Below are 17269 nucleotides of genomic sequence, written 5' to 3'. Positions count from 1 at the left end.
GCATCGGAAGGCAAGGAAGTTCAAATGGCTGAAAAACTGATGAAGTATACCGATGCTGTGGCCAAGTATGACCCAGTCTTCGGCTTGGAAGTACATGTGGAGTTATCTACTAATACTAAGCTCTTCTGCCCAGCGCACATAGAGTTTGGTGGAGAACCTAATTCCCAGCTGACTCCGGTATCGTTAGGTCTACCGGGATCTCTTCCAGTGGTAAATAAAACTGCAATTGACTACGCCATCAAGTTGGGTTTGGCCCTGCACTGCGATATTGCTGAGTGGAGTCAGTTTGCGCGTAAAAACTATTTCTATCCGGACATGCCTAGGGATTATCAGATTTCCCAGTTCGATAAACCTCTCAATGGTGAAGGCTACCTTGATGTGGAGCTTGATGATGGTTCTGTCTTCCGTGTGGATATTGAGCGTGCTCATGTGGAAGACGATGCAGGTAAAAACACACATTTAGGTGGTTCCGATGGACGAATTGAGGGCGCTAACCATTCCTTAGTGGACTATAACCGTGCTGGTGTGCCCCTGATTGAGATTGTGACGAAGCCCATAGCGGGTGCCGGTGAACGTACTCCTGAAGTGGCAGGTGCTTATGTGCGAGCCATTCGGGATATCGTTCGTGCACTCAACATTTCTCACGCCCGCATGGAGCAAGGAAATATGCGTGCTGATGTGAACATTTCTCTGCACAAGAAGGGTGAGCCGCTAGGAACAAGGTCAGAGACAAAGAATGTTAATACATTCAAGGGCATTGAGAAGACCTTAGTGTATGAGATCCGCAGGCAGGCGGCCATTTTAGAAGACGGAGGAGAAGTCTTACAAGAGACTCGTCATTGGGACGAATCTAAGCAGGCCACGGCGGGCGGTCGTGCTAAATCGGATGCTAATGACTACCGCTATTTCCCAGATCCTGACTTGGTGATGGTGCACGTAACTCGTGATCATATTGAAGAGCTCAGGAAACAAATGCCTGAGATGCCTCGTGAGCGCCGTGCCAGGTTGAAGGAAGAGTGGGGCTTTACTGACTTGCAGATGCGTGATGCACTGAATGCTGATGCCCTTGATTTGATTGAAGAAACTATAGCGGCCGGTGCCCAACCGGCGGGTGCGCGAAAGTGGTGGCTGGGAGAAATTTCTCGTGAGGCTAACGAGCGTGGAGTTTCCTTGGAAGAGTTGCCTATTACACCTCAAGATGTGGCAGAGGTTGAACAACTTATTAAGTCTGGGCAACTCAATGACAAGCTCGCTAAGCAGACAGTATCTGGTGTTCTATCCGGAGAGGGTAAGCCTAGCGAAGTAGTTGCCAAGCATGGCTATCAGGTTGTGTCAGACGATGGGGCACTGGAAGCAGCGGTTGACGATGCTTTGAAAGCTAATCCGGATATTGTGGCTAAGCTCCAAGCGGGCAATATGAAGCCTATGGGAGCCATCATTGGTGCAGTTATGCGAGCCACCAAGGGACAGGCTGATGCAAAGACTGTTAATAAAATAGTGATGCAACGCATTGCAAAATGAGGTAACCAGCACGCTTCACAGATTTCTTTGTGGAGCGTGCGGTATACTGTCTCCCCGTTATCATCGTGGTAGCGGTTTCGGAGGTGACTGATGTCGGGTGCAGTGAAGAAATTAGCTGGTGATACTGTGAGCGGTGAAACGGAAACACGTGAGTTACCAGTGCAGATCGATATCCCATATATCAATGGCGAGATGGTGCACCTACGTCCAGCAACTATTGCTGATTTGACTCGTATGGACGACTTGCAAGCCTTCTATAATTCCACAGGAATTACCGGCAAAGACCCGCAGGCAGAACGTGCCTTAGTCAATGCTTGGGTTCGTCGGTCAGTGTCATGGTCCAAGGGAAATGCGCCTTATGAGCATGGTGTTGGTGATCCTGAGGCAAGGCGTACGGTCGCTTGGTCTATGATTGCTCACACAGATTCAGACGGAGCGGAATCGAATATCGCAGGCCCTACAGATGGTCTTATCGGTATGGTGTTCCTAATTGATATTGACGGATGGTCTCGTTCGGCGCGAATTCAAGTGGTGCTAGGTAAGGATTTCCGGGGACGTGGGTATTCACGTGATGCTATGCCCCGAGTGATGACATATGGGTATGCAGCTTCGCCAGAAGGTCTCGACTTGCATAGGATTTGGGTGGCTGTTCCAGAGAAAAATCCCCGAGCTATTTCAGTCTATCAATCCCTTGGATTTGTACTTTCTGGTACATCTCGAGACGCACTTTGGGATGAGGAAGGGGGTAAGTACCAGGACCAAATTGTCATGGATGCTTTAGCAGATGAGTATGATCCGATCCAGTCTTTGGAAGCCTTTGGTATGCATTTAGTAGAAGGTAATCCTGGTGTAGATAATGCTGTAAACACTCGTAAAGGCAATAATAATACTTCCGGGCGGTCAAAAGAAATAACTGAAGAAGAACCTGTAAAACCTAACAATCACGGAAAGCCTGCATTGGCAGAGCTGGACCACTTCTCAAAGACGCACATGGGAGGAGAGGACTCAGCAGAGGTAGCAAAGTTTCAGGTTGAAAGCGAACATCGTACCACCACTGAAACAACAGTGGTGCTTCCACTTGATGAAGAAGTTAAGACTGAGAGCGGACAAGATAAGCAAGCTGATGAAGGAACGGAAGATAATGCTACAACATGGGCTTATTCTGACTCAAATATGAAAAAGAGTTCCAAAAGAGCTTGGTGGCGCAATTTAGGTCACAATATGAAGGGTAACTCAGGAGGTAACAGTTGAGCGCTGAAGATCTAGACAATTACGAGACTGCCGCTGAACTGGCTCTCTATCGAGAATACCGTGATGTTATCAAACTGTTTACGTATGTTGTGGAGACTGAGCGTCGCTTCTACCTTGCTAATAAGGTCGATTTTAATGTACGCTCAGCTGGCCAGGATGTTTACTTCGACGTTCAGCTTACAGATGCATGGGTTTGGGACGTATACCGTTCTTCCCGTTTTGTGAAAAAAGTCCGTATTGTAACCTTCAAGGACGTCAATGTAGAGGAAGTTCAGAAAAGTGACATTGATATTCCAGATTCACTGTAAGGCAGCTATGCTAAGGTATAGAAGATTCTTTATCTAATAGGGTCTACAGTTCGTTAAAGTTTCATAGCGTAGTTCATTGGATTTGCGCTGTGTGCAACATAGTGCAGCAGGTGTTCTCGCTCGGGAGGTAGATATGGCGGAAAAACAGTCAGTTATTGTCATTGGAGGTGGGCCGGCAGGGCTCACGGCAGCTTGGGAGCTGGTAAAAGATGGTGGTAACCAGCGTTATGACGTGACTGTGCTTGAAGCCACTTCGATGTTCGGCGGTATTTCTCGTACAGTGCGCCACAACGGCAACCGCATGGACATCGGTGGTCACCGTTTCTTCTCTAAAGATGATCGAATTATGGATTGGTGGAAGGAAGTTCTGCCTTTGCAGGGCGCACCTTCTTACGATGATAAGAAATTAGGCAGGCACCACGATCTTGAGCCTGGCGGACCGGATCCAGAGAAAACCGATCAGGTAATGCTTAAGCGCCATCGCGTTTCTCGTATTTATTGGAATCGTCATTTTTTGGATTACCCAATTTCTTTGTCTCCAGGTCTCTTTAAGGCTTTAGGTTTCAAAATCACCTTGGAAGCTGGCTTCAGCTATTTGGCCTCCATGTTCCACAAGCTTCCAGAAGACAACTTGGAGAACTTTTACATTAACCGTTTCGGGCGCAAACTATATTCGTTGTTCTTCGAGGGATATACCGAAAAGCTTTGGGGCCGTCATCCCCGTGAAATTTCAGCAGACTGGGGAGCTCAGAGAGTCAAAGGTCTGAGCATTTGGAGTGTCTTAAAGAATGCCTTCCAGAAGTTGCTGCCCAAGAAGCGTGACTCTCATGAGATTGAGACTTCGCTTATCGAGGAATTCTGGTATCCCAAGCTAGGTCCAGGCCAGCTCTGGGAAACTGTAGAAAAACGAAATGTAGAGCAAGGTGTCAAGGTTATTACTGACGCTAATGTAGTGGAGTTTGACCAAGAAAACGGTAAGATTTCTGCGGTTGTTTATGAAGACAAGGACGGCAAACGCGTAACTCTCAAAGCTGACCACTTCATCTCTTCCATGCCGATCAAGGATTTGGTGAACGCCATTGCTGCTGCTCCTTCTGGAGCGCCTAAGGACATGGTTCACGTGGCAAACGGTTTACCTTACCGCGATTTTGTTACTGTGGGCTTGTTGATTAAGCACTTAAAAATTCGCAATACAACGGACATCCCTACGTTGGGTAAACCTCCTATCGTACCTGACTGCTGGATATATGTGCAGGATCCAGGTTATAAAATGGGGCGTTTCCAGATTTTTAACAACTGGAGCCCATACATGGTTAAGAACGTGGACGATACCGTCTGGATTGGTCTCGAATACTTCTGTGAAGAAGGCGACGACTTCTGGAATATGTCTGATGAAGATGCCACGGACTTTGCCATTAAGGAACTAACTCGCATGGGTGTAATCGGTGGAGCCGCAGACGTAATGGACTCCCACCGTGAGCGAGTAAAGAAAGCATATCCTGCTTACTTTGATACATATGCCCAGATGCCTGAGTTGGTTGAATGGCTGGACTCTTTCGGCAACCTCTACTGTGTAGGTCGTAACGGTCAACACCATTACAATAATCAAGATCATTCGATGGCAACTTCTATGGAAGCTGTCAAGAATATCCAGACCGGACGGACTTCTAAGAGAAATGTCTGGAATGTGAACACAGAGAAGTCCTATCATGAACAGAAATAGGATTTAGTGCTCTCATTGTCCATTTACAACGGTTCGTGTGCTGTTATTGCACGGACCGTTTTTTGTATCTATCAGCGAGGAATGTGTGTTGACGCACACGGCGCGGCGAATTTGCGTCTTTTTATGGAGCGTTGTACGCTTAATACAGTTCGGTTTGCTGGGATAGCACCGAGCATTCATGAGCAGTTTATCTGCAAACTTCTTGAAGCTAGATATTAGATTGTTGAAATGTTCTAGCGGTAGGAAAGGCAATATACAGTGGCAACAAGCCAAGATCTTCACACTATGAAACTGCCTGAGCTTAAAGAGCTGGCAAAACAGTTAGGCCTACGCGGGATTTCTAATATGCGCAAGCCAGCCCTTATAGAAACTATAGAGGCGGCTCGTTCCGGAGGCACAGCTCCCGCAGGAGTAAGTGTACGTCCAATGAGTCAGGCTTCTGAAACGCTTCAGGATGAGCAGCATACAGTAGAACCCGTAACTGAGCAGATCGCTCAGACAACGACGCCATCGGATGCAAATGTTGATGAGGGCTCCTCCAAAAAACGAACCGGTAGAGCAACAGCGTCACCAGAAGTTGGTGATTTGTTTGACGTCCTTGGTATTGATGGAAAATCAAGCAGAAGGAACCGTAACCGTCAGCATCGTACTGTTGCGGATGACGAGTCAGTTATTATCAACCGTCGTCGTCACCGTAATAATGACGGTCATTCGCGTACACACTCACAGGAGGAGCGCGAAGAATATGCTCACAGTAGCAAAGTGAGAGACTTGGACGATATCCTCGCTGCTTTACCAGCTAGAGATACTCACAACTCACACAAGCGCAGCCGTGATGACAATCATGATCGTGACTACCAGCATGGTAGCTACGACAAGTATGAGCGCTCGGAGCGTAACCGCGGTCGCAACAACCGAAGGGTAAATCGCGATTATGAGAGCCACGAAGACTTCAAAGATGAGGACCTGGTACCTGTAGCTGGTATCGTGGACGTTTTGGAGTCGTATGCTTTCATTCGTACTTCAGGTTATTTGCCTGGTCCCAACGACATTTATGTATCTATGGGGCAGGTGAAAAAATATGGCCTGCGCAAGGGTGATGCCGTTCAAGGCTTTACTAGGCCTCCTCATGACGGTGAACGTCGCAATCAGCGACAGAAATTCATGCCTTTACAGTCTATCGAGACTGTGAATGGGATGAGTGTTGAAACTGCTGGAGATCGTCCTAACTTCAGCAAGCTGACACCCTTGTATCCGCAGGAACGTATGCGGATGGAGACAGATGCCAGTCAGGTAACTGGAAGACTCATCGATATTGTAGCGCCAATAGGTAAGGGTCAACGTGGCCTGATTGTTTCACCGCCTAAGGCCGGTAAGACTATTACCTTGCAAAACATTGCTAAGGCCATAGCAAAGAACAATCCTGAGGTACATCTGATGGTGGTTCTTGTGGACGAACGACCTGAAGAAGTTACTGATATGGAGCGCACAGTTCAAGGTGAAGTGATTGCTTCTACCTTTGACCGCCCCGCCACGGATCATACTACTGTTGCTGAGTTAGCTATTGAAAGAGCCAAGCGTCTTGTGGAATTGGGACAAGATGTGGTGGTGCTCTTGGATTCAATGACGCGTTTAGCTCGTGCATACAATATTGCTGCTCCCACATCTGGCCGTATCTTGTCGGGCGGTGTAGACGCCCAGGCATTGTATCCACCTAAGAAATTCTTCGGTGCAGCACGCAATATTGAAAACGGCGGATCCTTAACCATTATCTCCTCTGCCTTAGTTGAGACAGGCTCTAAGATGGATGAAGTGATCTTCGAGGAGTTTAAGGGCACTGGCAATATGGAACTGCGGCTCTCTCGTGAGCTGGCAGACAAGAGGCTCTTCCCAGCTATTGATATCAATGCATCAGGTACCAGACGCGAAGAAATGATAACCTCTGCTGATGAATTGGCAGTGGTCTACCGTCTCCGCCGTCTCTTAGGTGGCATGGAAATTGAGCAGGCTTATCAGACGCTCGTTCCACGTCTCAAAAAGACGGCAACCAATCGTGATTTTCTCGGTGCGATTACGCAGACTATGCTCGGGCAAAAAACAAACTAACCTAGCTAGATGTCTTAGTGAGGGTGTCGAAATTACCTTACAGGTATTCGGCACCCTCATTTGCATTTCTTTTCTACATCGTTGCGCTACTGGCCACGGTGACTCATGATTGGGATACAGTAATGAACGAGCGAACTGAAGGAAGGGGAATGCATGTCTGAGCATGAGACAGATACCAGGGAGACTGTAGTTGATAAGTATACGGCGACTAATTCGTTCGCTGCACAGATACAACAACTACGACAATCAATTGATGGTATCGATACAGAAATTGTGAAATTACTAGCCAGACGTTTTGCTATAACGGATACTGTAGGGCAGCTTAAAGCCCAAGCTGGATTTGCACCTGCTGACCCTGATAGAGAGCACCAACAGGTTGCACAATTACGTGCTCTAGCTGAGCAAGAGGGTTTAGATCCTATGATTGTTGAGCAGTATCATGCCTTAGTAGCAAGCGTTGCGAAAGAGCGGCATGCCCATATAGCCCATTAACAATTGGAACGTTAATTGTATACAATACGGTCGTGTGCGTAACACTTCTGCACACGACCGTACTGGAACAAGTTGTTAGTTTTATATGCAGCTCACGACCGGGCTTTTTTGGCTGGCGGTTCACCCAATTCGCTTGTTATTACTGTAACTCCACTTGTTTTTTCTGTTTCTGGTCCGCTTTCAGCACCAGCATTTGCTTCCAAGCTGGTATCCTCAGTTATGTTGATTGTGCCAGTGACCCTGCCTGCCTGAGCAATATCGTTAACGGAAGACTGCACAGCCTTAACACCAGAAGGTGCCACTGCAAGACTGACGGATAAGATTGGTGTCTTCATAGAGACTTTTGCCTCTGATTTGATCTTGCGTAATTCTGCTAACGCGGTGCCTGACCAAGCTAACACATCTGCTGATACACCCTGAGCTGCTTCAGCGTATGCTTGTGCCTGTGGCCAAGGGGCTTTGTGGACGGATCCTTGACCGGCATGCATCCACTGCCAGACTTCCTCAGTGGCGAAGGGTAAGAAGGGTGCGAAAAGACGTGCGAAGGCATCTAGGGCTAGTCCCAGTGTAGTTCTAGCGGATACCACATCAGCTTCGGCAGGGGTGTGGCCTTCTTCATCAGGCTTGCCGTAAGCCCTGTTTTTAGCTAATTCAATATAATCGTCGCAGAAGTCCCAGAAGAAGGATTCAATCGTTTCTAAAGCTTTCGAGTGTTCGTATGATTCAAAGGCTTTGGTAGCTTCTGTAATGACATGAGCCAAGCGAGCAAGTACGCCTCTATCGAGTTCCACAGTAACTTGTGCAGGATTCCAAACAGCCTGAGCTGCTTGTCCAACATGATGGTTTTCGTCTTCGCGGCCGATAGAAAGGGCAAACTTAGTAGCATTGAGCAGCTTTATAGCAAGCCTGCGACCGATTTTCATCTGCCCTTCGTCATAGGTAGCGTCAAGGCCTAAGCGAGCGCATGCTGCCCAATAACGGACAGCGTCTGCTCCATATTGTTGAATGGGCTCATCCGGGACGACTACATTCCCCTTTGACTTGGACATCTTCTTGTGGTCAGGATCGAGAATCCAGCCTGAGAGCGCAGCATGCTTCCAAGGCAGGCACTTATTTTCAAGGTGGGCCCTATCCACAGTGGAGAACAACCATGTGCGGATAATGTCTTGACCCTGGGGGCGTAGATCCATGGGGAACGTGGCCTTAAAGAGGGCTTCGTTTTCTTCACCAGGTTCAGACCAGTGGGTTACGATCTGTGGGGTTAGTGAGGAGGTAGCCCATGTATCCATGATGTCTGGTTCAGCTGTGAATCCACCAGGCTGGTCTCTCTGGGATTCTTCAAAGCCTTCCGGTACATCGTTTGTGGGGTCAATCGGTAGTTGATCCTCAGTGGGAGTAATGGGGTGCTGGAAATCGGGGTCACCGTCTGCATTAAGGGGATACCACAGAGGGAAGGGAACACCAAAGAATCGTTGACGGGAGACTAGCCAGTCACCGTTGAGACCTTCTACCCAATTCTGATAGCGAACACGCATGAAGTCCGGGTGGAATTCTAACTCGTTGCCGCGTTGGAGTAGCTCTGCATTGAGTTGTGAGTCAGTTCCGCCATTGCGTAAATACCACTGACGAGAAGTGACGATTTCGAGTGGTTTGTCGCCCTTCTCATAGAAGTTGGTCATACGCTTGGTGGGTTTAGGTTCACCCTCCATGTCCCCGGATTCGCGTAGAGCATCAACAACCATCTTACGGGCAGTAAAAGTGGTCTTGCCTTCAAGCGTTTCGAAGAGCTGTCGACCAGCCTCGTCCGTAATCCAATCCGGTGTAGTCATTATGATACGACCATTGCGCTGAATAATAGAACGGGTTGGCAGTTTCAGGTCGCGCCACCACTGTACGTCGGTCATGTCTCCAAAAGTGCAGCACATGGCAATACCAGCACCCTTGTCTTTTTCTGCGGCAGGATGGGCCACGATAGGAACTTCAACATGGAACAAGGGTGAATAGATTTTCTGCCCAAAGTAAGGTTGGTAGCGTTCGTCATCTGGGTGAGCAATAAGGGCAGCACAAGCTGGTAAAAGCTCTGGACGAGTGGTCTCGATGTAAAGGGGAGTGCCGTCGTCAAAGTGGAAGGCTATACGGTGGTAGAAACCGTCGTATTCTCGCGATTCGAGCTCAGCTTGAGCTACTGCTGTTTGGAAAGTTACATCCCACAGGCCAGGGGCTTCTTTTTGGTAGGCTTCGCCTCGGGCAAGATTGCGCAGGAATGCTTTTTGTGCAACCCTTCTGGGGTGTTCGCCAATCGTGTGATAGGTTTGAGACCAATCTACAGACAGTCCTAGAGATCTCCATAGTTGTTCAAAGTGCTTTTCGTCTTCGACAGAGAGTTTTTCACACAATTCGATGAAGTTTTGCCGAGAAATAGGCACTTGGTCCTTGGCTTGGACCTTCTTCCCTTCAGTACCTTCGAAAGGTGGTTTGAACGAGGGGTCGTATTTCAATGAAGTGTCTACTCGTACTCCATAGTAATTCTGTACCCTGCGCTCAGTGGGCAGGCCGTTATCATCCCAGCCCATGGGGTAGAACACATCATAGCCACACATGCGCTTAAACCGTGCGATGACATCAGTATGGGTGTATGAGAAGACATGGCCGACGTGAAGATGCCCAGATACAGTTGGGGGTGGGGTATCAATTGAGTACACCGAAGAACGGTTGCGACTACCTCCGAATTTGTAGGTTCCGCTCTGTTCCCAGTTGTCACTCCATTTAGCTTCTAGGCCATCCACACCCACTCGATCAGGTAAGGGGGTCAGATTGGCTTCTACGATTCCTTGTTTGTCAGACATAGGCTCAGTTTATGGGCGAATCTTGACAAGAAAGCGGGCAGAGTTACGACCTGCCCGCTGATGTTATAGTACTTGGTTGTCTTGTAGGTTATTGTCAGGCCTTGAGCTCCCATGCAGGGATGTAGCGGTCACCCATGTTGTCAGGTAACCCTTTGAGCTTGTTGGACTTTGCATTAACAGGCGTTTTTTGCGTGAGCCACACGCTGGCTTGTTTATTGGACAGTGTTTGAGCAAATTGTTTGAGCTGAGACGCATAATCTCCGTCAGATTTTGCGCCTGTAACGAGCCTGAAGAACTGTTGGCATTCGGTATCGTCGAAAGCCATAGGTGAATGAGGATTAGCGAACTGTGACACATCATCATTACTCATATTGAACAAGGTCAGTTCATAATCGTGCTTGTTAATGACTTGCTCCTGAAAAGCATCATGATCAAGCATGATAACTTCTATTGGCATGTTGGCCTGTGCCAGCTGATCCTTGATTGTGTTTCCTATGTCTTGACCTAGGCTCTTGTCGTAAACCAGACGGAGGTGGCTACCGTAGGCGGACTGGCTAAAGTATGAAGCTAGTGAGGCTGCCTTCTTGCTGTCATGCGGCAGAGCCTTATAAGCCGGATCGTAGCCAACGCTCAGTTCGTTTAAAGGGCCTTCAAGCACTTTCTGAGTCCCGCCTGAAGCGTCAGCTATTACCTTCCTATCGACAGCATGACTGATAGCTTGTCGGACTCGTTCATCCGAAGTGATAGCAGTCTTGGAATGGTTGAAGGCTAAGACCACATTATCGTCTGTGAGACCGGTAGAAAGCTTGAGCTCAGGCTTACTGGTTTTTGCTGCACTAATTTCACTTGCACTCAGATCCACTGCCGCGTCTAGCTTTCCTGATGCCACCTGTTGTGCTTGACCCTTAGAATCCTGCGAATAAGAAAAAACAATCTTGGCACTTTTCGCTTGATGAGGGCCGCGGTATGTTTTACTCTTGCGTAAAACGAGTTCCTGGCCCGGCTTGAAGGAATCGACGGTATAGGGTCCAGAACCGGCAGACTCCTTGTCGTAGTTAACACGGGCTCCCCGGTTATAGACAATGCCTGGGCGACCAGCCAACTCATAGGGCAGTTGTGCATCGGGGTTTTTAAGCTCGATAACTACTTCATTGGCAGTAGGGTTCGTTACCTTAGCTAGGTTGTCAAAATGTTGGTGGCCAAGGTACTTGTTTTTCATGGTTTGTTCCATGGACCACAACACTGCACTTGAGTCCAAGGGACTTCCATCTTCGAATGTTTGGTTCTCACGAAGGTGGAAGGTATAAGTAAGTCCGTCAGGAGATCGCTCCCAGCTCGAAGCAATTTGGGGTACAGGTCTTGCGTGTTCATCCAACCCGACTAAAGTCTGATAGACATTACCTAGCAGGGCTTGGGTGACGGCATTACCATCTTGGGTACGTATGTCCAATGAAGCCGGAGCATGACCGGCGCCAATACGAACTGTGCCTCCTGCTTGTTCTGCGGTAGAGTGCTGCCAGCGGTTTAATAAGGGCCAACTAATAGCAGCAATTAAACTCAGCACAACAAGTGAGACAAGAAATACCAAGTTGGGTCTGTATCTCTCGTGAGTTTCCTTCATAACATATGATTCTAGCTGGCAGGGTGCACTGAGCTTCAGGTTTGGCTACAGCTATGAATTGTGAGAGGAGTTACCAGCGCCGCTAATCATGCGGATAGTTGGTGAGTAGCTGCCCGCTCGAATAGACAGGAACGGTGTCTGCATCTACTGGAGCTCCCAAAAATAATTCTGCACTTGGGCAACTGGCAGCTAGTGGACAATGTGAGCAGTCTGGCTTACGAGCATGGCATGTGGTTCGTCCGTGAAAGATAAGCCGGTGTGATAAATCAGTCCAATCTTCAGGGGGGAAATATTGGCATATTTCGTGCTCAATGGCAACTGGGTCGGGATGGGTGCTACGCCAGTCATGGCGCCAGCGGAGACGTCCAGTCACTCGCGTCACATGTGTGTCGACTGGAAATCCTGGGATATTGAAGGCATTACCGAGTACGACATTAGCTGTTTTGCGTCCTACTCCTGGAAGTTTAACAAGTTCATCCATATCTTGGGGAACTTGACCTTGAAAATCATCAAGCAGCATTTGTGATAAACCGATGAGGTGTCTGCTTTTAGCATGATAGAAGCCTACTGGATGGATGATCTCTTCTATGCTGGTTTGGTTGGCGTGAGCCATGTGTTCAGGGCACGGGTATTGACTAAAGAGCTCGGGAGTGACACTGTTCACTCGTTTATCCGTCGTCTGTGCGCTTAAAACAGTCGCTACCAGTAGTTGGAAGGGAGTATTGAAATTCAATGCACATTCAGCTACTGGAAATTCTTCGCACAAGATGGCATATTCTTGTTCCATCCGCTTGCGGAGGCTACTTACGCTCTCACTCTTTGCTGGTAGAGGAATTCGAGATTGGGTCATTGTCAACGTGACTTCTTGTTCCCGTGTGCTCCCGCATCGTGTGTCTTCTTCTTGGAAGTAGTGCTAGCGCTTGACGGGTCGGTATCTTCTGCCTTGTGTTCACCGGCAGGAGCATCTGAATTAAGGGGGTCGAACCGGTAACCTACATTTCGTACCGTACCGATGAGGTGTTCGTACTCGCCACCGAGTTTAGCTCGGAGTCTGCGGATGTGTACGTCTACAGTTCGCGTACCGCCGTAATAGTCATATCCCCATACCTCTTGCAGGAGTTGTGCTCGTGTGAATACGCGTCCAGGATGCTGTACAAGATATTTGAGGAGTTCGAATTCCTTGTATGCTAAGTCAATGGGCTTGCCGTGTAGACGGGCAGTATAACCATTCTGGTCTACTACTAAATCACCTGAACGAATCTGTCCGTCAGCATTGTGGCTCTGCTTTCGTTCCTGCAAAAGTAATTGTTGTGGTTGACTATAGTGTTCGTGCGCTAAACGGAGGCGAGCTTCAACTTCAGCAGGCGATGCCGTAGCCACAATAAGGTCAGCAAGACCCCAATCACTATTGATAACGGTGAAGCCGCCTTCCCTGAGGATAAGAATTACTGGAATATGTATGCCTGATGCTTTTAACAGGTTGCATAGGGTTTTTGCTCCAGCTAGATCATCGCAAGCATCGACGAACAATATAGTGTGTTCTGGTAGCTTAACCAAGGAAGCTGCCTCTAGCGGCAGTACGCGTACCCTGTGAGACAACAATGTGAGAGCGGGCAGCACAGTAGCCGGATCCTTGGCCAGAGTCATTAAGGTTATATCCGTCACTACTGTTTCCCTCCTTCTGCTCTTAGGGTAGGCAGCTACTTTAAGGGTATGGGCTTCATTGTACAGTCTGGGGTACGAAAAGTTGAAAGTTATAGTACTGTGAGTTGGGGGCACAGGAAGTGAACGAGGTAAATTGTTATATTGTAGTTGAGGCAGCTCTCAGAAGTTCTTGTACCAACTGGGCGGAGTCGTAAAGGAAAGTAAACGATGATCAGTTTAGATGAGCATGTGCGAACCGTAGGGTTTTCTGACGAAAACTCCTTTGAAGATGAACCATCCTCAAAGCCGGATCGGCACGATCATCGTAATACATTGATTGTTTCTGGACAGATTCTGATGCTGGTGCTGCTTATATTGCCTAGCTGTTTTGCGTATATCAATTCAGAGAATCACAGGTTACTGGAATTTGCTGGGGTCTTGTGCCTAGGAGTAGTTGTGGTCTGCTTGTCTACATACTCGTTAGCTAGCGGGGGAGCAGATAATCTGTTTGATAGTCTTTTCCCTTTTATTCTTGGCGCTATTTCACTTATCGGTGCGTGTTATTGGAGCATGGTATCGATCGTAAGTGGTTATTTTTCCCTCGTTGAGCAATGGCGTGTGGCTCGCCAGTGGGTTGCTATGGTGGCAGTGTTGTTGGTGATACTAGTAGTTTGTACTTTTGCATGCCAGATGCTGCGCTTGCATCGCACCCATGTCGTCCGTAGTTTGGCGCGCAGTATTTTTAACGGTTTAAACTGCATAGCCGTAGCTGGTTGGAATTTCATGCCTACCTTAGCGGCTGAATATGCTGTTGGACTATCGAATGGAGTATTCAGTCAGGTTGGCCGCAAATTGGTAATAATGGCCGTCGCCGCAGTTGCCATCATGGCAGGTTTATGCTGTTCTTCTTGGCTTTGGTGGTCCGACCGCTTAGGAGTGTCAACCAGTTCCCCCGATAATTCTTGGATAGCTGTAATGCTGACACCAATTATGCTATCGGGGGCGTTGGTTGTACTAGTCTATGTTGGGACTCATCGCCTCATCTGAAATGAGGTTCACTTGCTGTAAGATTGACCAGAATAAGTGACAACGTTGAGTTTATGGTTTTGATATTTGGCTATGAATATATCACTGACCTTCTTTACGCCTAGTTCTTTAAGCTGCTGATCTAGCCAGTTTTCGTCGCGCCCCATCAACTCAAGTACATCTGGATTCGTTCGTCCATCGACGATAACAGGATAATGCACATCCTTGTCTCCCTTTTGGATGATGGTGAAACTACCATTTTGCTCCACGATGGCGCGTTTGACATCAGTAATGTCGTTTACGCCGCCGCTGCGCAGTTTGAAGTCAATATCTTTAGCGGTTAGGTGTACTTTGAGACAGTTTTGGACTATGAGTTTGCCGTCACGAATAATGGTTGTTGGCTCACCGTCGATGTATTTTCCTACTAGATGGATGTGTGTTTTAGCATAACGGGTTATGAGGATTAATGCAGACCAAATGAGTAGGATAACGATGTACTGAGCCATGGTGATCGACGAATTATAGAGTACGCCGCCGACGATGCCGCCTAAGACGTAATTCTGTAGTTGATCCATAGTCGATGTGGGTGCTAAATTACCTTTGCCCGTTACGTTGATGAGCAGGGTTATGAAAAGTAAGCCGATGACCAGCTTGGCGGCAACATCAACATAGAAATTTATATCCATTTCATTCTCCTACTACAGTGATATCGGGTTCGTACAGGTTGACTTTAGACAGCAGGAATTCAGAACCAGAGCCATTGAAAATTAGCTGATAGTATCCTTCTGGAGTTTTGATCAGCATATCGGTGTTGCGAGAGGTGTCGTTGATGGCAATACTCTCGGGTTGTACTCCAAGTTTCTTAGCTGATTTTTCAATAATGACGGTCAGCTGCCCGCTCTGCACACTCGCCGTATGCATATTTGTGAGGTCGCTGTATTGAATGGCAGCTGCCAACAGCAGCAAAGTAGCCAAAATGATCGTGAGATCCCTGTATTTCAGGTCCCACTTGTTGCGGAAATATTTAATCAAGAAAATCAAGAAGGCTACAGCCAGCAAAGCGATTATTGCAATTCTGACAATACCCCAGTTGGTTTGTCCGCCTTTGAGATAGTTGTATGAATAAAAGGTCATGCCGCCACCCTTCGTTAGACTCGACACCCCTTACGAAGTAGTGTAGACCCGACATGGCCCATATTCAAAACGTAAGACCATGGATTAGGAGAGATAGGCGCTAAACAACTCCTGGTAAAGGTCGATGAAGTCCAGATATGCGGCCTTAGAAACGTACTCATTGTCTTGGTGAGCTACTGAACCTGTTCCAGGGCCGAAAACGAGGAAGGAGAAGCCTTCGGGATGGTTGATAAGGAGCTTGGAAGCATCAGTCGCCCCAGAAACACCTATGAGTAAAAGCTTGTCAGGATTGAAGGTAACTCCCAGCGTCTTTTCGGCTGTTTGGATATGTTTCAAGTTAGCAGGTGTCTGTTGCAACCGAGCCATATGAGCTGGTGTCAGTTTTTGGGCGAGTTGAATAAGACGGCTGTCCTTGTCACCAATTACAGGAATGATATTCATCTCAACATCCATGCTGATCTGCGCCTTGGAAGAACTGTTAAAGGAGTCAATAGTGGCCTGAATGGTTTTGAGGATTTCGTCATTTGGTAGCTCGGGGATAACGCGGATATTAATCTCTGCTTCGGCGCTAGCTGGAATAGCGTTCACCTGATTACCACCATGGAAGGTATCTATATTAAAGACGGTGTCACCTAGAACTGCATTGTGTGCTTTTTGCATCCTGTCAGCAAGCTCTTCTTTAATTTTTTGCAAAACTTGCAACATGGCTTCTACTGCATTGACACCCAGTTCTGGCATGGAACTGTGAGCAGCTACTCCAGTGGCTTTCACCCGCACATCAAGTTCACCTTTGCTGGCGTACACTCCAATATAACCTGATGGTTCGCCGATAAGTAGGGCGTCCACATCGTCCATATATCCTTTGTCCTGCAGGATTTCGGCACCCAGCTGGCCTACTTCCTCTCCTGAGGTAACAAGTAGTTTGATACTGCCCTTGAGTGGAGTGTTTTTTCGCTTCATCTCAATCATGGCAATAAGCATGGCAGCTAGACCACTTTTCATGTCTGTTGTGCCTCGACCGTAGAGGGTGTCACCGTCATCGCTAGGCGTGACAGTAAAAGGATCTGTATGCCAATTGCTGGTGTTTACATCGACGACGTCCATATGTCCGCAGATTGCTAACACAGGGTGACCTGAACCCATCGTGGCAACCAAATCAGCTCGGTCGTCACCAGTGGGCACAATTTCTGAGGTAATACCTTCTTTGGTTAGAAGAGACTGGATAAATTCGGCAACGGGCAGCTCGTGTCCGTTAATTGTCTTGAACGCTACCAGTTTGCGCAGGAGGTCTAGTTTTTCATTTTCACTCATGTGATGCTTCTTTGTTTGCAGTTTTGTGCTCCCCCTGCACTTATGGTGTGTGTCTACTATATAAGCTTTTCTTCTTGCCCGTACATTTTTGTCTACATGCTGAATAATTACAGAAGATCCGCCAAACTAACTGGCAGCAGATCGCCAGCCAGAGACGCACGTATATCATGCGTGAATTCTGCCAGTTTTCCCGTCCCTACCGCACTCTCACTAGAGCTGAGCCCTGGATCCGGTACAGTGGCAGCAGGAGTTCCCAAGCAGTCAACAGCTCAAGTGATCAAGGTGC

The 17269-nt window shown here is 47.9% G+C and carries 14 protein-coding genes; 7 read left to right on the top strand and 7 right to left on the bottom strand.

All coding sequences use genetic code 11. The features are described 5' to 3' along the window. Positions 1-24: 24 nt before the first annotated feature. From gatB to BOCO_RS06220, 6 genes are all read left to right on the top strand, one after another. A complete protein-coding gene (gene gatB / locus BOCO_RS06245) occupies positions 25-1521 on the top strand; it encodes an Asp-tRNA(Asn)/Glu-tRNA(Gln) amidotransferase subunit GatB (RefSeq protein WP_094723324.1) in 1497 nt (498 codons plus the stop codon). A gap of 90 nt (positions 1522-1611) precedes the next feature. Beyond that, positions 1612-2772: a GNAT family N-acetyltransferase gene (locus tag BOCO_RS06240; protein WP_094723322.1), complete on the top strand. Its 1161-nt coding sequence runs from the start codon at positions 1612-1614 to the stop codon at positions 2770-2772. Continuing rightward, complete coding sequence (locus tag BOCO_RS06235) at positions 2769-3080, top strand: DUF2469 domain-containing protein (RefSeq protein WP_094723320.1); 312 nt, start codon at positions 2769-2771, stop codon at positions 3078-3080. Before BOCO_RS06240 ends, BOCO_RS06235 begins: the two co-directional genes overlap by 4 nt. Before the next feature lie 133 nt (positions 3081-3213). Beyond that, positions 3214-4803 carry an NAD(P)/FAD-dependent oxidoreductase gene (locus tag BOCO_RS06230; protein WP_094723318.1) on the top strand — a complete coding sequence of 530 codons (1590 nt, stop codon included), beginning with the start codon at positions 3214-3216 and terminating at the stop codon, positions 4801-4803. A 258-nt stretch (positions 4804-5061) separates the two neighbouring features. After that, the gene (gene rho, locus BOCO_RS06225; protein ID WP_094723316.1) at positions 5062-6909 is read left to right on the top strand and encodes a transcription termination factor Rho; all 1848 of its coding nucleotides are present in this window, start codon (positions 5062-5064) and stop codon (positions 6907-6909) included. Between the two features lie 153 nt (positions 6910-7062). Further along, entirely contained in the window at positions 7063-7401 is a 339-nt protein-coding gene (locus BOCO_RS06220; protein ID WP_094723315.1) for a chorismate mutase, read from the top strand. Between the two features lie 92 nt (positions 7402-7493). Here the strand turns inward: BOCO_RS06220 and valS are convergent, their stop codons facing one another. The 4 genes from valS to BOCO_RS06200 all read right to left on the bottom strand — a co-directional run bounded on the left by valS (position 7494) and on the right by BOCO_RS06200 (position 13533). After that, the gene (gene valS / locus BOCO_RS06215; protein ID WP_094723313.1) at positions 7494-10247 is read right to left on the bottom strand and encodes a valine--tRNA ligase; all 2754 of its coding nucleotides are present in this window, start codon (positions 10245-10247) and stop codon (positions 7494-7496) included. Between the two features lie 94 nt (positions 10248-10341). Next, positions 10342-11868 carry an ABC transporter substrate-binding protein gene (locus BOCO_RS06210; RefSeq protein WP_094723311.1) on the bottom strand — a complete coding sequence of 509 codons (1527 nt, stop codon included), beginning with the start codon at positions 11866-11868 and terminating at the stop codon, positions 10342-10344. Positions 11869-11950: 82 nt separating this feature from the next. Beyond that, complete coding sequence (gene nth, locus BOCO_RS06205; protein WP_094723346.1) at positions 11951-12655, bottom strand: endonuclease III; 705 nt, start codon at positions 12653-12655, stop codon at positions 11951-11953. Between the two features lie 65 nt (positions 12656-12720). Continuing rightward, the gene (locus BOCO_RS06200; RefSeq protein ID WP_094723309.1) at positions 12721-13533 is read right to left on the bottom strand and encodes a winged helix-turn-helix transcriptional regulator; all 813 of its coding nucleotides are present in this window, start codon (positions 13531-13533) and stop codon (positions 12721-12723) included. A gap of 207 nt (positions 13534-13740) precedes the next feature. On the opposite strand from BOCO_RS06200, the gene BOCO_RS06195 reads away from it, so the two are divergent. Beyond that, positions 13741-14559, top strand: a complete 819-nt coding sequence (locus tag BOCO_RS06195) for a hypothetical protein (RefSeq protein ID WP_094723307.1) — start codon at positions 13741-13743, stop codon at positions 14557-14559. Between the two features lie 8 nt (positions 14560-14567). Here the strand turns inward: BOCO_RS06195 and BOCO_RS06190 are convergent, their stop codons facing one another. From BOCO_RS06190 to BOCO_RS06180, 3 genes are all read right to left on the bottom strand, one after another. Beyond that, positions 14568-15224 carry a DUF421 domain-containing protein gene (locus BOCO_RS06190; RefSeq protein ID WP_094723305.1) on the bottom strand — a complete coding sequence of 219 codons (657 nt, stop codon included), beginning with the start codon at positions 15222-15224 and terminating at the stop codon, positions 14568-14570. A 1-nt stretch (position 15225) separates the two neighbouring features. Further along, positions 15226-15672, bottom strand: coding sequence for a DUF3290 family protein (locus BOCO_RS06185; protein ID WP_094723303.1), 447 nt, complete (start codon positions 15670-15672; stop codon positions 15226-15228). An 84-nt stretch (positions 15673-15756) separates the two neighbouring features. Next, on the bottom strand, positions 15757-16983 hold the full coding sequence (locus tag BOCO_RS06180) for an ArgE/DapE family deacylase (protein ID WP_094723301.1): 1227 nt from the start codon (positions 16981-16983) through the stop codon (positions 15757-15759). Between the last annotated feature and the right edge of the window lie 286 nt (positions 16984-17269).

Source organism: Bombiscardovia coagulans, assembly GCF_002259585.1.
In the GTDB taxonomy this organism is placed as follows: Bacteria; Actinomycetota; Actinomycetes; order Actinomycetales; family Bifidobacteriaceae; genus Bombiscardovia; species Bombiscardovia coagulans.
This window is presented reverse-complemented; position numbering and strand designations above follow the sequence as displayed.